This is a genomic window from Polaromonas sp. YR568 (assembly GCF_943372955.1).
GTDB lineage: Bacteria > Pseudomonadota > Gammaproteobacteria > Burkholderiales > Burkholderiaceae_C > Polaromonas.
The window spans coordinates 525,607-542,753 of the sequence record NZ_CALSAL010000002.1 but is presented as its reverse complement, the minus strand read 5'-3'; the positions used below and the strand labels follow the sequence as shown (position 1 = coordinate 542,753).

The 17,147-nt window shown below is 62.9% G+C and carries 12 protein-coding genes; 9 read left to right on the top strand and 3 right to left on the bottom strand.

What is annotated here, in order from left to right; translation table 11 throughout:
• The first annotated feature begins 60 nt into the window (after positions 1-60).
• Positions 61-6,438, top strand: a complete 6,378-nt coding sequence (locus tag AAG793_RS08485) for an Hpt domain-containing protein (RefSeq protein ID WP_341906675.1) — start codon at positions 61-63, stop codon at positions 6,436-6,438.
• 45 nt (positions 6,439-6,483) lie between these two features.
• Here the strand turns inward: AAG793_RS08485 and AAG793_RS08480 are convergent, their stop codons facing one another.
• The gene (locus tag AAG793_RS08480; RefSeq protein WP_341906673.1) at positions 6,484-7,968 is read right to left on the bottom strand and encodes a deoxyribodipyrimidine photo-lyase; all 1,485 of its coding nucleotides are present in this window, start codon (positions 7,966-7,968) and stop codon (positions 6,484-6,486) included.
• 101 nt (positions 7,969-8,069) lie between these two features.
• On the opposite strand from AAG793_RS08480, the gene AAG793_RS08475 reads away from it, so the two are divergent.
• From AAG793_RS08475 to AAG793_RS08440, 8 genes are all read left to right on the top strand, one after another.
• Positions 8,070-8,657 (top strand): YqgE/AlgH family protein, encoded by a 588-nt coding sequence (locus tag AAG793_RS08475; RefSeq protein ID WP_341906671.1) that lies wholly within the window; start codon positions 8,070-8,072, stop codon positions 8,655-8,657.
• Positions 8,654-9,079 carry a Holliday junction resolvase RuvX gene (gene ruvX / locus AAG793_RS08470; protein ID WP_341906669.1) on the top strand — a complete coding sequence of 142 codons (426 nt, stop codon included), beginning with the start codon at positions 8,654-8,656 and terminating at the stop codon, positions 9,077-9,079. Before AAG793_RS08475 ends, ruvX begins: the two co-directional genes overlap by 4 nt.
• Positions 9,076-9,582, top strand: a complete 507-nt coding sequence (gene pyrR / locus AAG793_RS08465) for a bifunctional pyr operon transcriptional regulator/uracil phosphoribosyltransferase PyrR (RefSeq protein WP_341906667.1) — start codon at positions 9,076-9,078, stop codon at positions 9,580-9,582. The genes ruvX and pyrR overlap by 4 nt, the downstream gene beginning before the upstream one ends.
• Positions 9,583-9,643: 61 nt before the next feature.
• Positions 9,644-10,606, top strand: a complete 963-nt coding sequence (locus tag AAG793_RS08460) for an aspartate carbamoyltransferase catalytic subunit (protein ID WP_341906665.1) — start codon at positions 9,644-9,646, stop codon at positions 10,604-10,606.
• 217 nt (positions 10,607-10,823) lie between these two features.
• Positions 10,824-12,122 carry a dihydroorotase gene (locus tag AAG793_RS08455; protein ID WP_341906663.1) on the top strand — a complete coding sequence of 433 codons (1,299 nt, stop codon included), beginning with the start codon at positions 10,824-10,826 and terminating at the stop codon, positions 12,120-12,122.
• A gap of 24 nt (positions 12,123-12,146) precedes the next feature.
• Positions 12,147-12,884, top strand: a complete 738-nt coding sequence (locus tag AAG793_RS08450) for a lysophospholipid acyltransferase family protein (protein ID WP_341906661.1) — start codon at positions 12,147-12,149, stop codon at positions 12,882-12,884.
• A 253-nt stretch (positions 12,885-13,137) separates the two neighbouring features.
• Positions 13,138-13,359: a CsbD family protein gene (locus tag AAG793_RS08445; RefSeq protein ID WP_341906659.1), complete on the top strand. Its 222-nt coding sequence runs from the start codon at positions 13,138-13,140 to the stop codon at positions 13,357-13,359.
• A gap of 85 nt (positions 13,360-13,444) precedes the next feature.
• A complete protein-coding gene (locus tag AAG793_RS08440) occupies positions 13,445-14,017 on the top strand; it encodes a hypothetical protein (protein ID WP_341906656.1) in 573 nt (190 codons plus the stop codon).
• Positions 14,018-14,217: 200 nt separating this feature from the next.
• Here AAG793_RS08440 and AAG793_RS08435 read toward each other — a convergent pair whose 3' ends face one another.
• Positions 14,218-15,891 (bottom strand): ATP-binding protein, encoded by a 1,674-nt coding sequence (locus AAG793_RS08435; protein WP_341906653.1) that lies wholly within the window; start codon positions 15,889-15,891, stop codon positions 14,218-14,220.
• Positions 15,892-16,339: 448 nt separating this feature from the next.
• Positions 16,340-17,134, bottom strand: coding sequence for an SDR family oxidoreductase (locus AAG793_RS08430; RefSeq protein ID WP_341906651.1), 795 nt, complete (start codon positions 17,132-17,134; stop codon positions 16,340-16,342).
• Positions 17,135-17,147 lie beyond the last annotated feature (13 nt).

The window sequence follows — 17,147 nt, the reverse complement described above, 5'->3', positions numbered from 1 at the left end:
TTGCCCGTGCGGACCCTGTCCGCAGCCGTTGGCACCGATTTCTGAACCAGTTTGTCCCTTATGCAACCCAACGCTTCGAATCTGAACGCCACCGAACCGGATGTCGCTGTCAACGATCTGGGTCCCTTGGCATGGGTGCTGGACGAACTGCGCAAGTCCCTGGACGGTGCAGCCAAGGCGCTCAAACGTTTCGTGCGCGATGCAGAGGCGGCACGCGGCTCGGATCTGGCAACCATCGACGCCAGCCACCTGCGAATTGCCCGTCAGCAGTTGCACCAAGCCGTCGGTGCACTGGAGATGGTGGGCCTGGCCGGGCCCGCGCTGGTGTTGCGCGCCATGGAGGCCGCCGTACAAAAATTCGTGCAACAGCCCGAGCAGTGCAGCCAGGACGCCGCTGCCCGGATTGAGCGGGCCAGTTTTGCCCTGACCGAGTACCTTGAAGGCATTCTCGCGGACAAGCCGGTGTCTTCGGTGTCACTGTTCCCGCAGTACCGCGAGGTTCAGGAACTGGTTCGTGCTGACCGTATCCATCCGGCAGACCTCTGGTCTTTCGAATGGCGCTGGCTTGACATGGAACTGCCCGTCAAGGCGGAGCCACTGGATTACAGCGACGCAGCACGCGCGCAGATGGATCAGTCGGTGCTGCAGATGATGAAGGGCAATGCGGCGCAGGCTGGCGAAACCCTCAAATCCCTGAGTCTGGGGTTCGCAGCCCGTCAGACCGAACGCCAGCCGCGTATTTTCTGGAAGATTGTGGCGGCGTATGCCGAGGCTGTGTCCCGGGGGCTTTTGAAGTCGGATCTGCATGTGCGCCGCGCTGCATCCCGCGTGTTGATGCAGTACGCAACGCTCGCCAAAGGCGATGTGGCTGTTTCAGACCGTTTGGCCCAGGACCTGCTGTTTTTCTGCTCGCAGGCACTGCCGATCCAGGTGGCGGATACCCCGTTGCTGGCGACAGTGCGTGCGGCTTATGGCCTGAACCGCTTCAAGCCAGTGGACTATGAACTGGTGCAATTCGGCCGTTTCGATCCGGCCCTGCTGGCACAGGCCAGAAAGCGCATCACGGCTGCCAAGGAAACATGGTCATCGCTTTCGGGCGGAGAAGTCAGCAAGCTCAAGACCGTGAGCGACCAGTTCTCGCTGGTCAGTGATTCGCTGCTCAAGTTGCACCCGCCGAGTGAGCCCCTGGCCCAGGCATTGACCCGCGCCATCGAGACCACCGTACGGTCGGCGCAGGCGCCGCGCATTGAACTGGCGATGGAAGTGGCGACTTCGGTGCTCTATCTGGAGGCGGTTTTCGACGACCTCGATCCAAACGATCCGCAGCTGGCGACGCGTACGCGCAACCTGGCCGAGCGTCTGGAGAGTGTGCGCGCAGGAGGCAGCCCGCAGCCGCTTGAGAGCTGGATGGAAGAGCTCTACCGCCGGGTCAGCGACAAGCAGACCATGGGCAGTGTGGTCGGCGAGCTGCGAATCGCGCTCGGCGAACTCGAAAAATCGCTCGATATTTTCTTCCGCAACCCACAGGACAAGGCGTCGCTTCAGGCCGTGCCGGGCCAGCTTTCGCAAATGCGTGGCGTGCTGTCGGTGCTGGGCCTCGACCAGGCCTCGCAGGCTGTCCTGCGCATGCGCGGCAGCGTGGAGCAGATGCTGGTGACCGAGGTCGATGAGCAGATGGCCAAGGCCGCTGGCACCTTCGACCAGTTGGGCAACAACCTCGGCGCCTTGAGCTTCCTGATTGACATGCTCAATTACCAGCCGGCGCTGGCCAAGAAGCTGTTCGTTTACGACGATGAAAAAGGCGAGCTGCGGCCTTTGATGGGTCGTACCCAAGCTGCAGCGTCCCCGGCAGATGCACCGGCACCCGTCATCGATGCCGTGTCCCAGGAACTGCAGTCGGTGGTGCGGGGCGCGAGCGCCGGCGCATCCGACGAGGTGCTGACGGTCAAGCTCGATTCGCTCGCCACCCAGGCGGCACTAGCAGGCCAGGCTGCACTGGCCAAAACCGCCCGCGACGCCTCACTCGCTGTTTCGGCAAACGATGCGGGCGCCGCAGCCCAGGCCATGACCACGCTGGCTTCGGCCGTGACACCCGCACCTGCGGCTCCCAGCGCAGCAGTGGATTTTGAAGAAGACGACCTGCGTGACATCTTCATTGAAGAAGCCCAGGAAGTGGTAGGCCAGGGCCTGGAGGCGCTGAATGCGCTCCAGGTCAACCCGGGTGACGTCGAGCAGCTGACGACGCTGCGGCGCGCCTTCCACACCCTCAAGGGCAGCTCCCGCATGGTGGGGCTCAACGAGTTCGGTGAGGCGGCATGGTCGCTTGAGCAGCTGCTCAACAGCCTGCTGGCTGACCAGAAATCAGCCACTGATGAGTTCAGGACGCTGGCGTCGGATTCCGTGAACGGTTTCGGGCGCTGGATTGCCGACATCATGGCGGGTAGAGAGGGCGCCTGGTCCGCTGCACCCTTCCGCGCCAGTGCTGACGCGCTTCGCACACGCGGCGAATACCTGCCACTGGCAATAGGTGTCAGCGGTGCAGCAGCCGCGGCGCCGCAGGCCGTTGAGGTGCCCGCTTCGGAGATGCCGGCTGCGGTGGCACCTCAGGCCATGGCGCTGGAAGTGCCTGAAGCACCAGCGGCACCCGAGGTACAGGCAGTGCCCCAAGACATCAGTCTTGCTGGGGCGTTCGAGGCGCCAGTCACCAAGCCATCCGTTTCTGAGCCACCCGCCCAAGCGCTGGCTGACTTCGACTTTGATCTGGAACTGGACGTCACGCCCCCCGCAGTACCTGCGAGTGCTGCCGCCCCCGTGCCGGCAGCGCCAGCCCAGGACGCCAATCTTTCGGATATTGACTTCGATCTCGTGTTTGACACCCCCGCGCCTGCTGCCAGTATGGCCCCGGTGGCGAAAGTCGTCGAGCCGGAGTTGCCACCGATGGAGATCGAGGGCATCGACTTTGACAGTCTGGCCGCCTTGTCGTCTGACCGTGTCAGCGCGCCTGCCTCGCCGGTGATCGCGCCTGTGGATGAGCTCCCGGCGATGGAGCCGATGGCACCGGTCGAGCCCGAAGCGGTCGAGATGTCAGCCGCAGAATTTGAAAAGCATTTCCAGCTGGAAGAGCCCGCAGTGGTTGCGGTCCCGGCAGCGGCGGAGCAGTCGGCGGTTCCGGAAGCAGAGTTGCTGGACATCAGCCTGGATGTGACGGATCTCGACGCCATTGCCGCATCGCAGGCGGACATTCCGGGCGATACAGACCGTGGCAGCGATGGTGATGAAGGTGATGAGCAGATCAAGGTGATCGGCGGCCTGCGCATCGGTATCCCGCTTTACAACGTTTATCTCAACGAGGCCGATGAGTGGTCGCGCCGTCTGGTGACTGAAATTGCCGAGTGGTCGCTGGAGCAGGATCAGCCTGTTGCCGACTCGACGGTTGCACTGGCCCACTCGCTCGCTGGCAGTTCAGCCACAGTCGGATTCGAGGCCCTGTCGGAAATGGCCCGGGCGCTGGAGCACGCCCTGCAGCAGTCGCAGGCGCACCATCAGAATGGCGCCAGCCGCTATGGGCAGGTGTTTGTGGATGCGGCAGAAGACATTCGCCGCTTGCTGCACCAGTTCGCTGCCGGTTTCCTCAAGCTGTCTGATCCGGGCGTACTGGCGCGGCTCAAGGAACTGGAGTTTTCCGACTCCGGCTTGCCACTGGCCAGCGAATTCGACGACCTCAATTTCGCAGCGCCCGAAGCCGCCAAGTCGGCCGCGGCGCCGCTGCAAGCCGTACCTGCCCCTTCGCCTGCGGCTGCACCTGTGGTGGCACCCCTGGCGCCGCCCGCTCCTGTCAGGGTCGAGCCCGTGGCGCTTGCCCCGGTGGTGGCACCCGCTGCACCGGTCGCTGCACCGGCACCCGCACCTGTTATGGCGCCGCCTCCACCAGCGCCTGCTCCGGCAATGGCTGCGCCAGCGCCCGCCATGCCAGCAGCGGTCATGCGCGACGAGGACAACGGTGATGACGACGACATTGATGCCGTCGATGCGATCGACCCGGATCTGTTCCCGATCTTCGAGGAAGAGGCAGCCGAGCTGATGCCGCAACTCGGTGGCGCGCTTCGCCAGTGGTCGGCCCGGCCTGACAACCAGGGCGCCCGCATGGAAGTGCTGCGCGCCCTGCACACCCTCAAGGGCAGTGCACGCCTTGCAGGCGCGTTGCGGTTGGGCGAGATGGCGCACCGCATCGAGTCTGAAATCGAACACCTCGGTTCCGCTGATGCGGCGAGTCAGGATTTCGAGCCGTTGCTCAATCGCTTCGACTCGATGGAGAACACGCTCGAGGCCCTGCGCCGCGCGGATGCCGCCATCACTGAGATGCCGATGGCTGCGCCACCCGCCGCGCCGCAAAGCGTTGCCGCGCCGACTGCAGCTGCATCGACCGACGTGTCTTCGGCTGCGCCCGTTGTGCAATCTGCTGCCACGAGCGAGCCAGCGGCTGCCGAGGTGGGTGCTTCGCGCAAACTCTCTGTCCCTGCACCGCAATCGATGGCGATGCAGCCCCTGCGTCAGGCGGCTTCCGCGTCTATCCGCGTGCGTTCGCAGTTGCTGGACCGCATGGTGAACCAGGCCGGCGAGGTAATGATCACGCGCTCGCGACTGGAGGCGGAGCTCAGCCAGCTGCGCGTTTCGCTCAACGACATGAGCGGTAACTTGAACCGTTTGCGCCAGCAGTTGCGCGACATCGAACTGCAGGCCGAAACGCAAATGCAGTCGCGCTTGGCCCAGGCGAAAGAGGCGCAGGCTGGATTCGACCCGCTCGAATTCGACCGTTTCACCCGGGTGCAGGAGCTGACCCGCATGATGGCCGAGTCGGTGAACGACGTGGCGACCGTGCAGCGTACCCTGCAGCGGACGGTTGAGGCGACCGAGGACGACCTGATCGCCCAGGCCCGTCAGACCCGCGAACTGCAACGCGACCTGCTGCGCACGCGCATGGTGGAGTTCGAGGGCATTTCGGAGCGTCTTTACCGAGTGGTCCGTCAGGCCAGCAAGGACACCGGTAAACAGGTGCGGCTGGACCTGCTGGGCGGCACCATCGAAATGGACCGCGGCATGCTGGACCGGATGACACCGGCGTTTGAGCACCTGCTTCGCAATTGCGTCGCGCACGGCATTGAAAGCGTCGACAGCCGCCGTGCTGCCGGCAAGGACCCGGTCGGCCTGATCACCGTGCACCTGCGGCAGGAAGGCAACGACGTGTCGGTCGATTTCAGTGATGACGGTGCGGGCCTGAACCTGCAGCGCATCCGCGAAAAGGCGGTCAGCCTCGGGCTGGTCTCCGCCGACCAGGCGCTGGACGATCAACAGGCTGCCAGCATGATCTTCATGCCCGGTTTTTCGACCGCCTCACAGGTGACCGAACTGGCCGGTCGCGGCATCGGCATGGATGTGGTCCGTTCCGAAGTCAATGCACTGGGCGGCCGGATCGAAACCTCCACCGTGGCAGGCAAGGGCACACATTTCAAGCTGGTGCTGCCGCTGACCACCGCTGTGACGCAGGTGGTGATGATTCGCGCTGCGAACCTGTCCATAGGCGTGCCTGCCAACGTGGTGGAAACCGTTCGCCGCGCCACCGCCAAAGAGCTTCAGCAGGCCTACAACACTGGCACACTGGATGTGGCTGGAGAAGCCGTCCCCTTCTTCTGGTCTGGCGCGTTGCTGCAGGCTTCGCACCGCAGCGCTGAAGTGCAGGGCAAGACGACGCCAGTCGTGATTTTCCGAAGCGCTGCGCAGCGGATTGCACTGCACGTCGATGAAGTTCTGGGCAACCAGGAGGTGGTGGTGAAGAACCTCGGGCCCCAGCTGTCTCGTCTGCCCGGTCTTGCCGGCATGTCGGTGCTGGCCTCCGGTGCGGTGGTGCTGATCTACAACCCGGTGGCGTTGGCGTCGGTGTACGGCGAGCAGGCTCGCGCCTTGAGTTCTGACCGTGCCGAGCCGCACATGCTGGAAGAGTCCGCAGGCGGCACTGCGGCGACCGCACCCATGGTGCCAGCGACGCCACAGATTCCGCTGATTCTGGTGGTGGACGACTCCATCACGGTACGCCGTGTGACGCAGCGTTTCCTGCAGCGCGAAGGATACCGGGTGGTGATGGCTGCCGACGGCTTGCAGGCGCTGGAGCGGCTGCAGGAAGAGCGTCCCGCGCTGGTGCTGTCCGACATCGAGATGCCGCGCATGGACGGCTTCGACCTGGCGCGCAACATCCGCGCCGATGTGCGACTGAGCAAGCTGCCCATCGTGATGATCACCTCACGGATCGCCGAAAAGCACCGCGAGCATGCCAAGGAACTGGGCGTGGACCACTACCTCGGCAAGCCGTACTCTGAAGAGGAGTTGATGAGCCTGGTGCGTCACTACTGCTCTGCAGAGGCATTGGCCGCAGCCGCCACTTGAGTGGCCACTGCCCCTGACCCGGTGGGTCAGCGGCGCAGGGTGGTCTCAGCTTTTCTTCACCACCGCATAGCGCTGCAGCGTTTTCGCGCGCGCCTCGTGGTGTGCAACGACCGGCATCGGATAGGTCTCACCCAGCGCTACACCGGCAGCTGCCAGTTCCAGCGGTTTGGCGGTCCACGGGCTGTGGATGGCCGGTGCCGGCAGTTTCTCCAGCGCGGGCAGGTACTTGCGGATGAACTTGCCCTGCGGGTCGAACTTCTCGCTCTGGCTCACCGGGTTGAAGATACGGAAGTAGGGCTGCGCGTCGCAACCCGTACTGGCCGCCCACTGCCAGCCACCGTTGTTGGCCGACAGGTCAAAGTCATTGAGTTTCTCGGCGAAATAGCGCTCGCCCCAGCGCCAGTCGATGCCGAGGTCCTTCACCAGAAAACTGGCGGTCACCATGCGCAGGCGGTTGTGCATGTAGCCGGTCTGGTTGATCTGCGCCATGGCCGCATCGACTAGCGGATAGCCGGTGCGCCCCTCGCACCAGGCCTTGAACAGCGCCTGCGCCGCATCGCCTGACTCCCACGCGATGGCGTCGTACTCGGGTTTGAACGCCTGGTGTGCAGCGTGCGGGAAATTGCTCAGGATCTGGGCATAAAAATCGCGCCAGATCAGCTCGCTCAGCCAGGTGGCTGCGCCCTCATCGCCTTCACGTTGGCGGTCGAGCGCGATCGCGGCCATGCGTCGCAGCGAAACCGTGCCGAAGCGCAGGTGAACGCCCAGATAGCTGGGCCCTTTGACTGCGGGGAAATCGCGGGTGTCCTTGTACTGCGCCATGCGACCGATGAATTCGTCAAACAGCGCCTGCCCGCCCTGGCTGCCCGTCGGAATCTTCAGCGCCTGAAGATTGGTGGGCTCAAACCCGATATCGGTCAACGAGGGAACGCCAGAGGGCTCGCCCGCAGGCGGTGGCGCCAGGGCCTTTGCGTAAGGTTCGATGGGGTAGGGTTTGAGGTAAAACGCATCGATCTTCTTCAGCCATGCGTTTTTGTAGGGCGTGAACACGCTGTAGGGTTTGCCGGCCAGCGTCAGCACCTCGTCGCGCTCAAAAATCACGTGGTCCTTGAAGCTGTGCCAGGCCCTGCCGGCGCTTTGCAGGCGGGCGTTGACTTCGGCATCACGGGCCAGCGCCGCGGGCTCGTCGTCGTGGTTGGTAAACACGGCGTCCACCGACAGGCGGTCGGACAGTGCTACCAAGGCGTCACTGGCCTTGCCATGGAACACCATCAGGCCTGCCCCTGTGCTGCCAGTCCCCCCAGCGCGCTGCGCCAACTGCTGCAGTTGCCCGTCCAGATCGACCAGCGATTCCCGGATGAATTCCACCCGCCGGTCGGCGCGCGGGAGTGGGCTCAGGATGTCGCTGTCAAAAATGAAAACGGCAAACACCTTTTCGCAGGATTTCAGCGCGTGGTGAAGCGCCGCGTTGTCGTCTGTGCGCAGGTCCCGGCGAAACCACATCAGGCCGGTCTGGTATTTCTTGGGCATCCGGGGATGGTAGCCAAAACAGCGGTCTGGCGCTGCGCCGTGGTCTGGCCACGGCCTTTCCGGAAACACCTGAAAGCGGGCGCTGCGCGTAAAATACGGGCATGGCCTCGGACCCCGGATCAATCAACCTCACGCACCACTTCCTCATCGCCATGCCAGGGCTGGACGACGAGGCGTTCGCCAAAAGTGTGGTCTACATGTGCGAACACAGTGACCGCGGCGCGCTGGGGCTGGTGATCAACAAGCCCAGCGACATCAGCCTCAAGAAGCTGTTCGACAAGGTCGAACTGCCCTTGCACCGCAGCGACCTGACCGAGGCGCCAGTGTTCCAGGGCGGCCCGGTGCAGACCGAACGCGGCTTCGTGCTGCACGAGTCGATGATGCCCGGCAATGAGTCCATCTACGCCTCGACCATGACCATCCCCGGTGGCCTCGAAATGACCACCTCCAAGGACGTTCTGGAGGCCCTGTCAACCGGCGCCGGCCCGCGCAAGGTGTTCGTCTCCCTCGGCTACTCGGCCTGGGGTGAGGGCCAGCTCGAATCCGAAATCTCGGACAACAGCTGGCTGACCGTGGCCGCTGATGCCGCGGTGATTTTTGATACCCCCGTCGAGCAGCGCTACGACCGGGCCCTGCTGCTGCTGGGCCTTCAGAGCTGGATGCTTTCTCCGGACGCTGGTCACGCATGAGCGCGAAGGCTCTGCCTTCCTCGGGCTCCAGCCCCCAGACCCCCCAGACATTTCTTGCTTTCGACTTTGGCCTCAAGCGCACCGGGGTGGCGAGCGGCAACACGCTGACCCGTACCGCAAGCCCGCAGGCCACCATCGCGGCCGAGGGCGATGCGCGCTTCACGGCGATTGCAGCAAGAATCAGGGAATGGCAGCCGGACGCCCTTGTTGTTGGCGTTCCTTTTCACCCTGACGGCGCCAGCCACGACAATACCGTGCGGGCGCGGAAGTTCGCCCGGCAATTGCGCGGGCGCTTCGGCTTGCCGGTGATGGAGGTCGACGAGCGTTACAGCACCACCGAAGCGATCGCCAGTGGCGCCGCAGACGCGGATGCAGCCTCGGCCTGCATCATTCTTGAGCAGTATTTAAGGAGCCTTCCATGAGCAGTTTGACCCTGGACGCCGAGGCGCTGTACAGCGACCTGCTGAGGAGCATGCGCGTCATGCTGACCTCCTGCGCCGAGCCGCCGCTGCTGGTCGGTGTGGCGTCTGGCGGCGCCTGGCTGGCCCAGCGGCTTCGCCGTGATCTCGGCCTGAAGGAAGAGGCCGGGGTGCTGTCGTCCTCCATGCACCGTGATGACTTCTCGCAACGCGGCCTAGCGTCCAGCGGCCAGACCCTGCTGCCCTTTGATGTGAATGGCGCTCACCTGATCGTGGTGGACGATGTGCTCTATACCGGTCGCACCATCCGCGCCGTGCTCAACGAGCTGTTTGACTACGGACGACCCGCCAGCGTGAAGCTGGTGGTGCTGGTGGACCGCGGCGGGCGCGAACTGCCAGTGCAGCCCGATCTGGCCATGGCCCGTGTGGCCCTGCCAGCGACGCAGACGCTGGAACTGGCGCAGTCCCCCGAGGGGGTGTTCAGCTTCCAGGTGCAGGACCGGTAAACCCCCAAAGACCCACGAGACACGAGCAACAACAAGATCAGGCGCTGACGAGGAACCCCACATGCTGTACCGACGAAATCCGCAACTCAACAAGAACGGCGAACTGATCCATCTGCTGTCCACCGAAGGGTTGCCCAAGGCCATCCTGACGCAGATCCTCGACACCGCCGCCAACTTCGCCAGCGTCAACAATCGCGAGGTGAAGAAGGTGCCCCTGCTGCGCGGCAAGAGCGTGTTCAACCTGTTCTTCGAGAACTCCACGCGCACCCGCACCACCTTCGAAATCGCGGCCACGCGTCTATCGGCCGACGTGATCAACCTTGACATCGCGCGTTCATCGGCCTCCAAGGGTGAGTCGCTGCTGGACACCATCGCCAACCTGTCGGCGATGGCGGCTGACATCTTCGTGGTGCGGCACAGTGAGTCGGGTGCGCCCTACCTGATCGCGCAGCATGTCGCGCCCCACGTGCATGTGGTCAACGCTGGTGATGGGCGCCACGCGCATCCGACGCAGGGCCTGCTCGACATGTACACCATCCGTCACTACAAGAAGGACTTCAGCAACCTCACCGTGGCCATCGTCGGTGACGTGCTGCATTCGCGCGTAGCGCGCTCCGACATCCATGCGCTCACCACGCTCGGCTGCCCCGAGGTGCGCGTGGTTGGCCCCAAGACGCTGGTGCCTGCCGATATGGCGCAGATGGGCGTAAGGGTGTGCAACACACTGGAAGAAGGTATCACCGGCGCCGATGTCATCATCATGCTGCGCTTGCAGAACGAACGCATGTCGGGTGCCTTGCTACCCAGCAGCCAGGAGTTCTTCAAGAGCTTTGGCCTGACACCCGAAAAACTGCAAATGGCCAAGCCCGACGCCATCGTCATGCATCCAGGCCCCATCAACCGGGGTGTAGAGATCGACTCGGCGGTGGTGGACGGCAAGCAGAGCGTGATCCTGCCGCAGGTCACCTTCGGCATCGCGGTGCGCATGGCGGTGATGAGCATTGTGGCGGGGAATGAGGCTTGAGCCCCCACGGTCGCTCACTGCGTGTAGCTCCCTGCCCCCCAGGGGGGCCGCCCGCCTGTGGCCCGGCGAAGCCGGTTCCACGGCTCGTGCTTGGGAATACCGGCGCCCACCGTCGCTCGCTGCCTGTAGCTTCCGCGGGCCCTGCTCGCTTCCAGAAAGACGGGTGCTTACCGAGCTGTGATCCCGCGCCTTGTTTTGTGCTTTGCGGAGAAAAAGAATGAAGATACTCATCAAGAACGGCCGGATCATGGACCCGGCTTCGGGGCTGGACGCCATTGGCGACATCGCGGTGGCCGCAGGGCGGATTGTTTCCATCCAGTCGATTCCTTCCGACTTCACGCCCAACCGCACGATTGACGCCAAAGGTTGCGTGGTTGCGCCTGGGCTGATTGATCTGGCGGCGCGGCTGCGCGAGCCTGGCCATGAGCATGAAGGCATGCTGGAAAGCGAACTGGCCGCCGCCGTGGCTGGTGGTGTGACCAGTCTGGTCTGCCCGCCGGATACCGACCCGGTGCTCGACGAACCTGGACTCGTCGAGATGCTGAAATTCCGCGCCGAGAAGCTGCACCAGTCGCGCGTGTTCCCGCTCGGTGCGCTCACCCGTGCGCTGCAGGGCGAAACATTGACCGAGATGGTCGAGCTGACTGAAGCCGGTTGCGTGGGCTTCGCGCAGGCTGAGGTGCCTTTGGCCAACACCCAGGTGCTGATGCGCGCGTTGCAGTACGCGGCCACCTTTGGCTACACCGTGTGGCTGCGGCCGCAGGAGATGTACCTTGGCAAAGGCGTGGCTGCCAGCGGGGCCCTCGCTACCCGCCTGGGTCTGAGTGGCGTGCCGGTCGCGGCAGAGACAATTGCATTGCACACCATCTTCGAGCTGGTGCGCGCCACGCGGGCCCGCGTGCACCTGTGCCGCATCAGCAGTGCCGCCGGTATTGCACTGGTGGCGCAGGCCAAGGCAGAGGGACTGCCCGTGACCTGTGACGTGAGCATCAACAGCCTGCACCTGACCGATGTCGACATCGGTTACTTCGACAGCCGCATGCGGCTGGACCCACCTCTGCGCCAGCAGCGTGACCGGGACGCCATTCGCGCGGCCTTGGCCGACGGTACGGTGGATGCTTTGGTGTCAGACCACACGCCTGTTGATGAAGATGCCAAGACCTTGCCGTTTGCCGAGGCCGAACCCGGCGCGACCGGGCTGGAACTGCTGCTCGGGCTGGCCTACAAGTGGGGTGCAGACAGCGGCGCCGGTCTGGCCCGTTCGCTTGCGGTGCTGACCTGCGAGCCAGCACGCGTGCTGGGCGCCTCGCTCGGCACGCTGCAGGCCAGCGCCGGACGTCTGGTGCGCGGCGGGGTGGCTGACCTGTGTGTGTTCGATCCCTCAGCCGACTGGACCGTGGTGCCTGAAGGGTTGCGCAGCCAGGGCCGGCACACGCCGTTTTCCGGTCACCAGCTGTCCGCCCGTGTGCGCTGGACTGTCGTGGGCGGCCAGGTCGCGTACGACGCGGCGCTGTGACCGAACCGCGAAGCTGGTGACGCCATGAGGTCGGCGGCTGTTGTCTGGAAACTGCTGCGTGCCAGTGTGCACGCGGTGCGCGGCTTTCTCACCATCAAGCTGCATTTCCCCAGGCTGGAGCAGGGCGAGCGGGAAGCCCGGGTGAATGTGTGGGCTGCGCAGATGCTGCGCATCGTGGACATCGAACTGGAAGTCATCGGCACCCCCCCAGCAGGCGGGCCAGTGCTGCTGGTGGCCAATCACATTTCGTGGCTGGACATCCTCGTCATCCACGCAGCGCGCCACTGCCGGTTTGTCTCGAAGTCCGACGTCAAGCAGTGGCCTTTTGTCGGTACGCTCGCCGACGGTGCGGGCACGCTCTACATCGAACGTGAATCGCGGCGTGATGCGCACCGCGTGGTCGGGCAGATGGCTGATCGCTTGCGTGCCGGTGACATCCTCGCCGTGTTTCCGGAAGGAACAACAGGCGATGGCATCAGCCTCAAGCCCTTTCACGCCAACCTGATCCAGGCGGCGATTGAGGCCTCGGTGCCGATACAGCCCGTTGCACTCAAGTTCATTGACGCCTCGACCGGACAAACCAGCTTTGCTCCCAGCTATGTGGATGACGAAACGCTGGTCGGCTCCATTTGGCGAACCCTGCAGGCACAGCAGCTCAAGACCGTGGTGCGCTTCGGTGAGCCCCAGCCGCCCGAAGGGCAATCGCGCAGGACCTGGGCCCAGGCGCTGCGCGACGAGATCGAGAGTCTGCGCGAGCGCTAGGCGGGCTTTCGCCTCAGTGCGACCTTTGGGTAATTCCGTCTATCACCTGTGTGGGTGAGCTGCGTTTTGTCTGCCGCTCGCGGTGGGCAATGGATGAGGCGTATGTCAGTGAGTACCTACGCCCATCGGACCCCGGTACCTACGCCTGGGTCAAAAACGTGAACCTACAGTGAATTCACCGCAGCACAAAGTCGTGACAGCAATCCTGCTGCTCACTGCAGTGCTGGTTTTTCAACTGTTCAAGGAGTCACTCATGAATCAGGACCGTATCGAAGGCAATTGGCTACAGTTCAAAGGCAAGGTCAAGGAGCAGTGGGGCAAGCTCACCGACGACGACCTGGACGTGATTGCCGGCAAGCGCGACCAGTTGCTCGGACGTCTGCAAGAGCGTTTTGGCATCACCCACGAGGAAGCAGACAAGCAGGTCAGCGAGTGGAAAGACCGCAATCCGACCAGCTTCTTCGAGCGCTATTAAGCACTCTCCAGCCACCGGGCTGACTGCACCAGCCCCTCACAGGAACGCGCAATGCCGCGTTCCTGTTCATCCCAAGGAGAAACCCATGAAAACACGATTGATGCTGTTGACCGCAATGATGTCCTGCACCCTGGCAGGCCATGCTATGGCGTTGACCAAAGACGAATACAGCGCTGGTAAAACCCGCATTTCTGCAGACTACAAAGCCAGCCGTGACCAATGTGGCGCCATGAAAGCCAACGCCAAGGACATCTGCGTCTCGGAAGCCAAGGGCGCCGAAAAAGTGGCAAAGGCCGAACTGGAAGCGCAATACAAACCCAGCACTAAAAATACCGAGAAAGTCGCACTCGCCAAAGCCGACGCCATGTACGACACCGCCAAGGAAAAGTGCGATGACCTTGCTGGCAATGCCAAGGACGTTTGCGTGAAAGACGCCAAGGCCGCTCAGGTCAAGGCCAAGGAAGACGCCAAGGTCATGAAGGTGGCGGCAGACACCAGCAAGGACAAGGCTGAGAAGATGACCGACGTCAAGAAAGACGCCACCGCCGAAAAGCGCGAGGCGGACTACAAGGCTGCCAAGGAACGCTGTGACGCCATGACAGGGGCCGCCAAAGACAGCTGCCAGAACGATGCCAAGCTCAAATTTGGCATGAAGTAAATGCGCTGCCTGCGTGTGATGTGAATCACTTCAGGCGCTACCTCAGGGGCTAATACCATCCACCAGTCACCATCCCGGTTGCCTTTGCGGGCACCGGGATGTTCCGCGTGTGCCTTGCCGATGTCACGGTGCCGTGGTGTCGGTGATCTGCGTTTCGGGTGACTCCGGCAGATACGCTGGGCCGTGGCCTTAGACCGTGCTTACGTACCCGCTAATGTGAAGCGGAATACCGCGCCTTGGTCGATCTCACTCTCGGCCCACAGCTTGCCGCCGTGTTTGGCAACGATACGTTTGACCTTCGCAAGGCCGATGCCCTGTCCGGCTGAGCCAGGCACGGTTTCGATGCGCTGAAAGGGTTCAAACAAGGTGTTCACATACGCCATGTCGAAGCCGGCCCCGTTGTCCCGAACAAAGAAAATGGTTTCGCCGTTCTCGCCGATTTCACTGCCAACTTCGATGAGGCTTTGGTCGCGGTTGGCAGTGAAATTCCATGCATTCAGAATCAGTTCGTGCATGGCCTCGGTCACCAGCTCAGGGTCTGCCCAGGTCAAAAGCTCAGGCTGCACCAGCGTGAGAAGTTGACGTTGGGGATGCTGGCGTTTCAGGTCAGACAGCTGGGCCGTGGCGAGTTGCCCGAGGTCGACGGTAGCCCGCTGAAGCCGGCGCCGGGACAGGTTGGCGAAGTAGAGCAATGCATCGGCGCGAAGATTGACCTGTTCAATGCTGGCAGCGATGCGCTCAAGGTAGTGTTGCCCCTGGTCGCTGACGACCTCTTCTTTCAAGCGGTGACCAAAGCCGCCGATGGCAATCAGTGGCTGGCGAAGGTCATGCGCCAGCGAGTAAGACAGCATCTGCAGATCCTCGGTGGTCCGCGCCAGCTCCGTCGTTCGCAGCAGTACCCGCCGCTCCAGATCGGCATTGAGCCTTTCAATTTCCTCGCGGACCTTTTTGCGTTCCGTGATGTCCCATGCCATCACGACAAAACCAGTCAGCAGGTTGTCCGAATCATGCAGGGGGGATGTGGACACCAGCACGGAAACAGTGGAGCCGTCCTTGCGGCGATAGGTCCAGTCCCGCATTTCGGGAATGCCCATGGCTGCGCTCCACCACATGCTCTCGCCCGGAGCCACGGCCTGATCCAGCTGGGTGCTCAGTTCGCTGGCGTGCGCCTTGAGCTCCTCGTCGAGATGGACAAGGCGTATGTTCTTCTGCTGAATCAACTCCGCAGCTGAATAACCCACCAGCCTCTCGAAAGCGGGGTTCACGCTGGTGATGAGGCCTGATGGCGTCATCGAGGCAACGCCCGCCATCGCGCTGTCAAACAGAAGTTTCTGGAAATTTCGTTGCCTCACCAGCTCCTGGTTCAGCTCCTTCTCGCGGCGCACCAGCAGCCGCAGGTCCATCTGACGAATGACTTGCCGGCTCAGTGCCTGCAGTGCAGTGATCTGCTGATCGGTCAGCGTCTTGGGCTGGTCGTCAAATACACACAGCGTTCCGATGGCGCTGCCGTTTTTGGTCAACAGCGGGGCGCCAGCATAAAAACGGATATTCGGGTCGCCCGTCACCGCCGGGTTGTCCACGAAGCGCTGGTCGTTGGTGGCATCCGGAATTTCGAAAACATCCCGCCCGAGAATCGCATGACCGCAGAAGGACACATCGCGGGCGCCTTCTTGGGCCTCAAACCCTACGCGACTCTTGAACCACTGGCGATCTTTGTCGACCAACGAAATCAGAGCCATCGGTACACCGCAAATCTGGGCAGCAAGCCGCGTGAAGTCGTCGAACTCGGCTTCAGCTGCTGTGTCGAGAATGTCGTACCGATAAAGCGCGGCGAGACGCTCGTTGTCGTTGACGGGGATGGGCGCTGGTTTCAAAGGGCCACTCCAGGGCGTTTGCTGAGAATCATCCAGATAGTGTCTCGAAACGACTGCCTTTTCAAGTCAGATAACCGCCCAAAGTGTTGCCACCGTTGTGCCCGGCTTGCCTGGCGGCAGCTGTCAGCATGTCAGGGTGAGATCAAAAGTAGTACCCGGTGACTGCTTTGGTCTGGGCTGTCATGGATATGACCCGGTGTGAACCTGAAAGTTGCATCAGGGTCGCTGCCGGAGTGGTTGGTAAGCGCACTGCGTGCTGAATGGTGCCGCTTGACATGGTCTGCGCTGCTCAATGGCGCCCAGAGGCCCTGATGCGCCCCACGCCACAGTCAGACGACTCGGCTCGGAGCGCTTGGGCGGGCAGAGATTTGCCTGATGCCTGCGCTGCAGGTATTGCCCGGCCGAACATTCGGCCGAGCATCGTGACAGAGAAGAAGCCAGTGCCCGGTCAGATCACGGGAACCATTGCGCCGTCCATCATCAGGTTGGCACCAGTCACGTAGCTGGCCTGGCTGGAAGCGAGAAAAAGTACGGCCTGTGCAATCTCTTCTGGCTGTGCGATGCGGCCCAAGGGCAGCTTGTCCGTGATGCGTGCCAGCGCCACTTCTGGTGAGATCTGCGCATTTTTTGCATCGAGGGCAATCGCCTTTCCCAGACGTTCCGTCAGCGTACTGCCCGGGCTGATGGCGTTCACCCGAACCCCCTGTGACGCATAAGCGTTGGCCAGGCCTGTGGTGGCCAGTATCAGGGCTGCATTGGCAGAGCCGCCCGGCAGGTGCACCGGATTGGCAACCTTTCCGCTGTTGCCGATGATGTTGATGATCACGCCCTCGCGCCTGGCGGCCATTTTCTTGATCACTGGATCGCAGATGTTGATGTAGCTGAAGAACTTGGACTGCATCGCATCCTGCCAGGACTGCGGCGTGAGGTCAGCTGCGGGCGTGCGTTTGGCGGCGCCTGCCGAATTGACCAGTACATCGACCGGTCCGCCCAGCGCCTCAGCTTCCGTAAGAGCTGTTGCTGCAGCCGTGGCGCTGGTCAGGTCGGCGCTGACGGTCTGAACTTTGGCGCCTTCCGGTGCGCCATCGATCAGGAGTTGGCGCGCACCGGCCAGGGTTTCTGCGTTGCGCGCGACCAGCGTGACATGGGCTCCCTCCTGCAAAAAAGCGGCAGCGCACGCCAGGCCAATGCCCTTGCTTCCGCCTGTGATGAGGATGTGTTTGTTCTGAAGGTGCAGGTTCATGTGAAGGAGTCAG

Excerpts from the sequence above, each read along its gene's own strand:
- AAG793_RS08485 (WP_341906675.1), top strand. The coding sequence starts at position 61 with ATGCAACCCAACGCTTCGAATCTGAACGCCACCGAACCGGATGTCGCT.
- AAG793_RS08480 (WP_341906673.1), bottom strand. The coding sequence starts at position 7,968 with ATGCCCAAGAAATACCAGACCGGCCTGATGTGGTTTCGCCGGGACCTG.
- AAG793_RS08475 (WP_341906671.1), top strand. The coding sequence starts at position 8,070 with ATGGCCTCGGACCCCGGATCAATCAACCTCACGCACCACTTCCTCATC.
- ruvX (WP_341906669.1), top strand. The coding sequence starts at position 8,654 with ATGAGCGCGAAGGCTCTGCCTTCCTCGGGCTCCAGCCCCCAGACCCCC.
- pyrR (WP_341906667.1), top strand. The coding sequence starts at position 9,076 with ATGAGCAGTTTGACCCTGGACGCCGAGGCGCTGTACAGCGACCTGCTG.
- AAG793_RS08460 (WP_341906665.1), top strand. The coding sequence starts at position 9,644 with ATGCTGTACCGACGAAATCCGCAACTCAACAAGAACGGCGAACTGATC.
- AAG793_RS08455 (WP_341906663.1), top strand. The coding sequence starts at position 10,824 with ATGAAGATACTCATCAAGAACGGCCGGATCATGGACCCGGCTTCGGGG.
- AAG793_RS08450 (WP_341906661.1), top strand. The coding sequence starts at position 12,147 with ATGAGGTCGGCGGCTGTTGTCTGGAAACTGCTGCGTGCCAGTGTGCAC.
- AAG793_RS08445 (WP_341906659.1), top strand. The coding sequence starts at position 13,138 with ATGAATCAGGACCGTATCGAAGGCAATTGGCTACAGTTCAAAGGCAAG.
- AAG793_RS08440 (WP_341906656.1), top strand. The coding sequence starts at position 13,445 with ATGAAAACACGATTGATGCTGTTGACCGCAATGATGTCCTGCACCCTG.
- AAG793_RS08430 (WP_341906651.1), bottom strand. The coding sequence starts at position 17,134 with ATGAACCTGCACCTTCAGAACAAACACATCCTCATCACAGGCGGAAGC.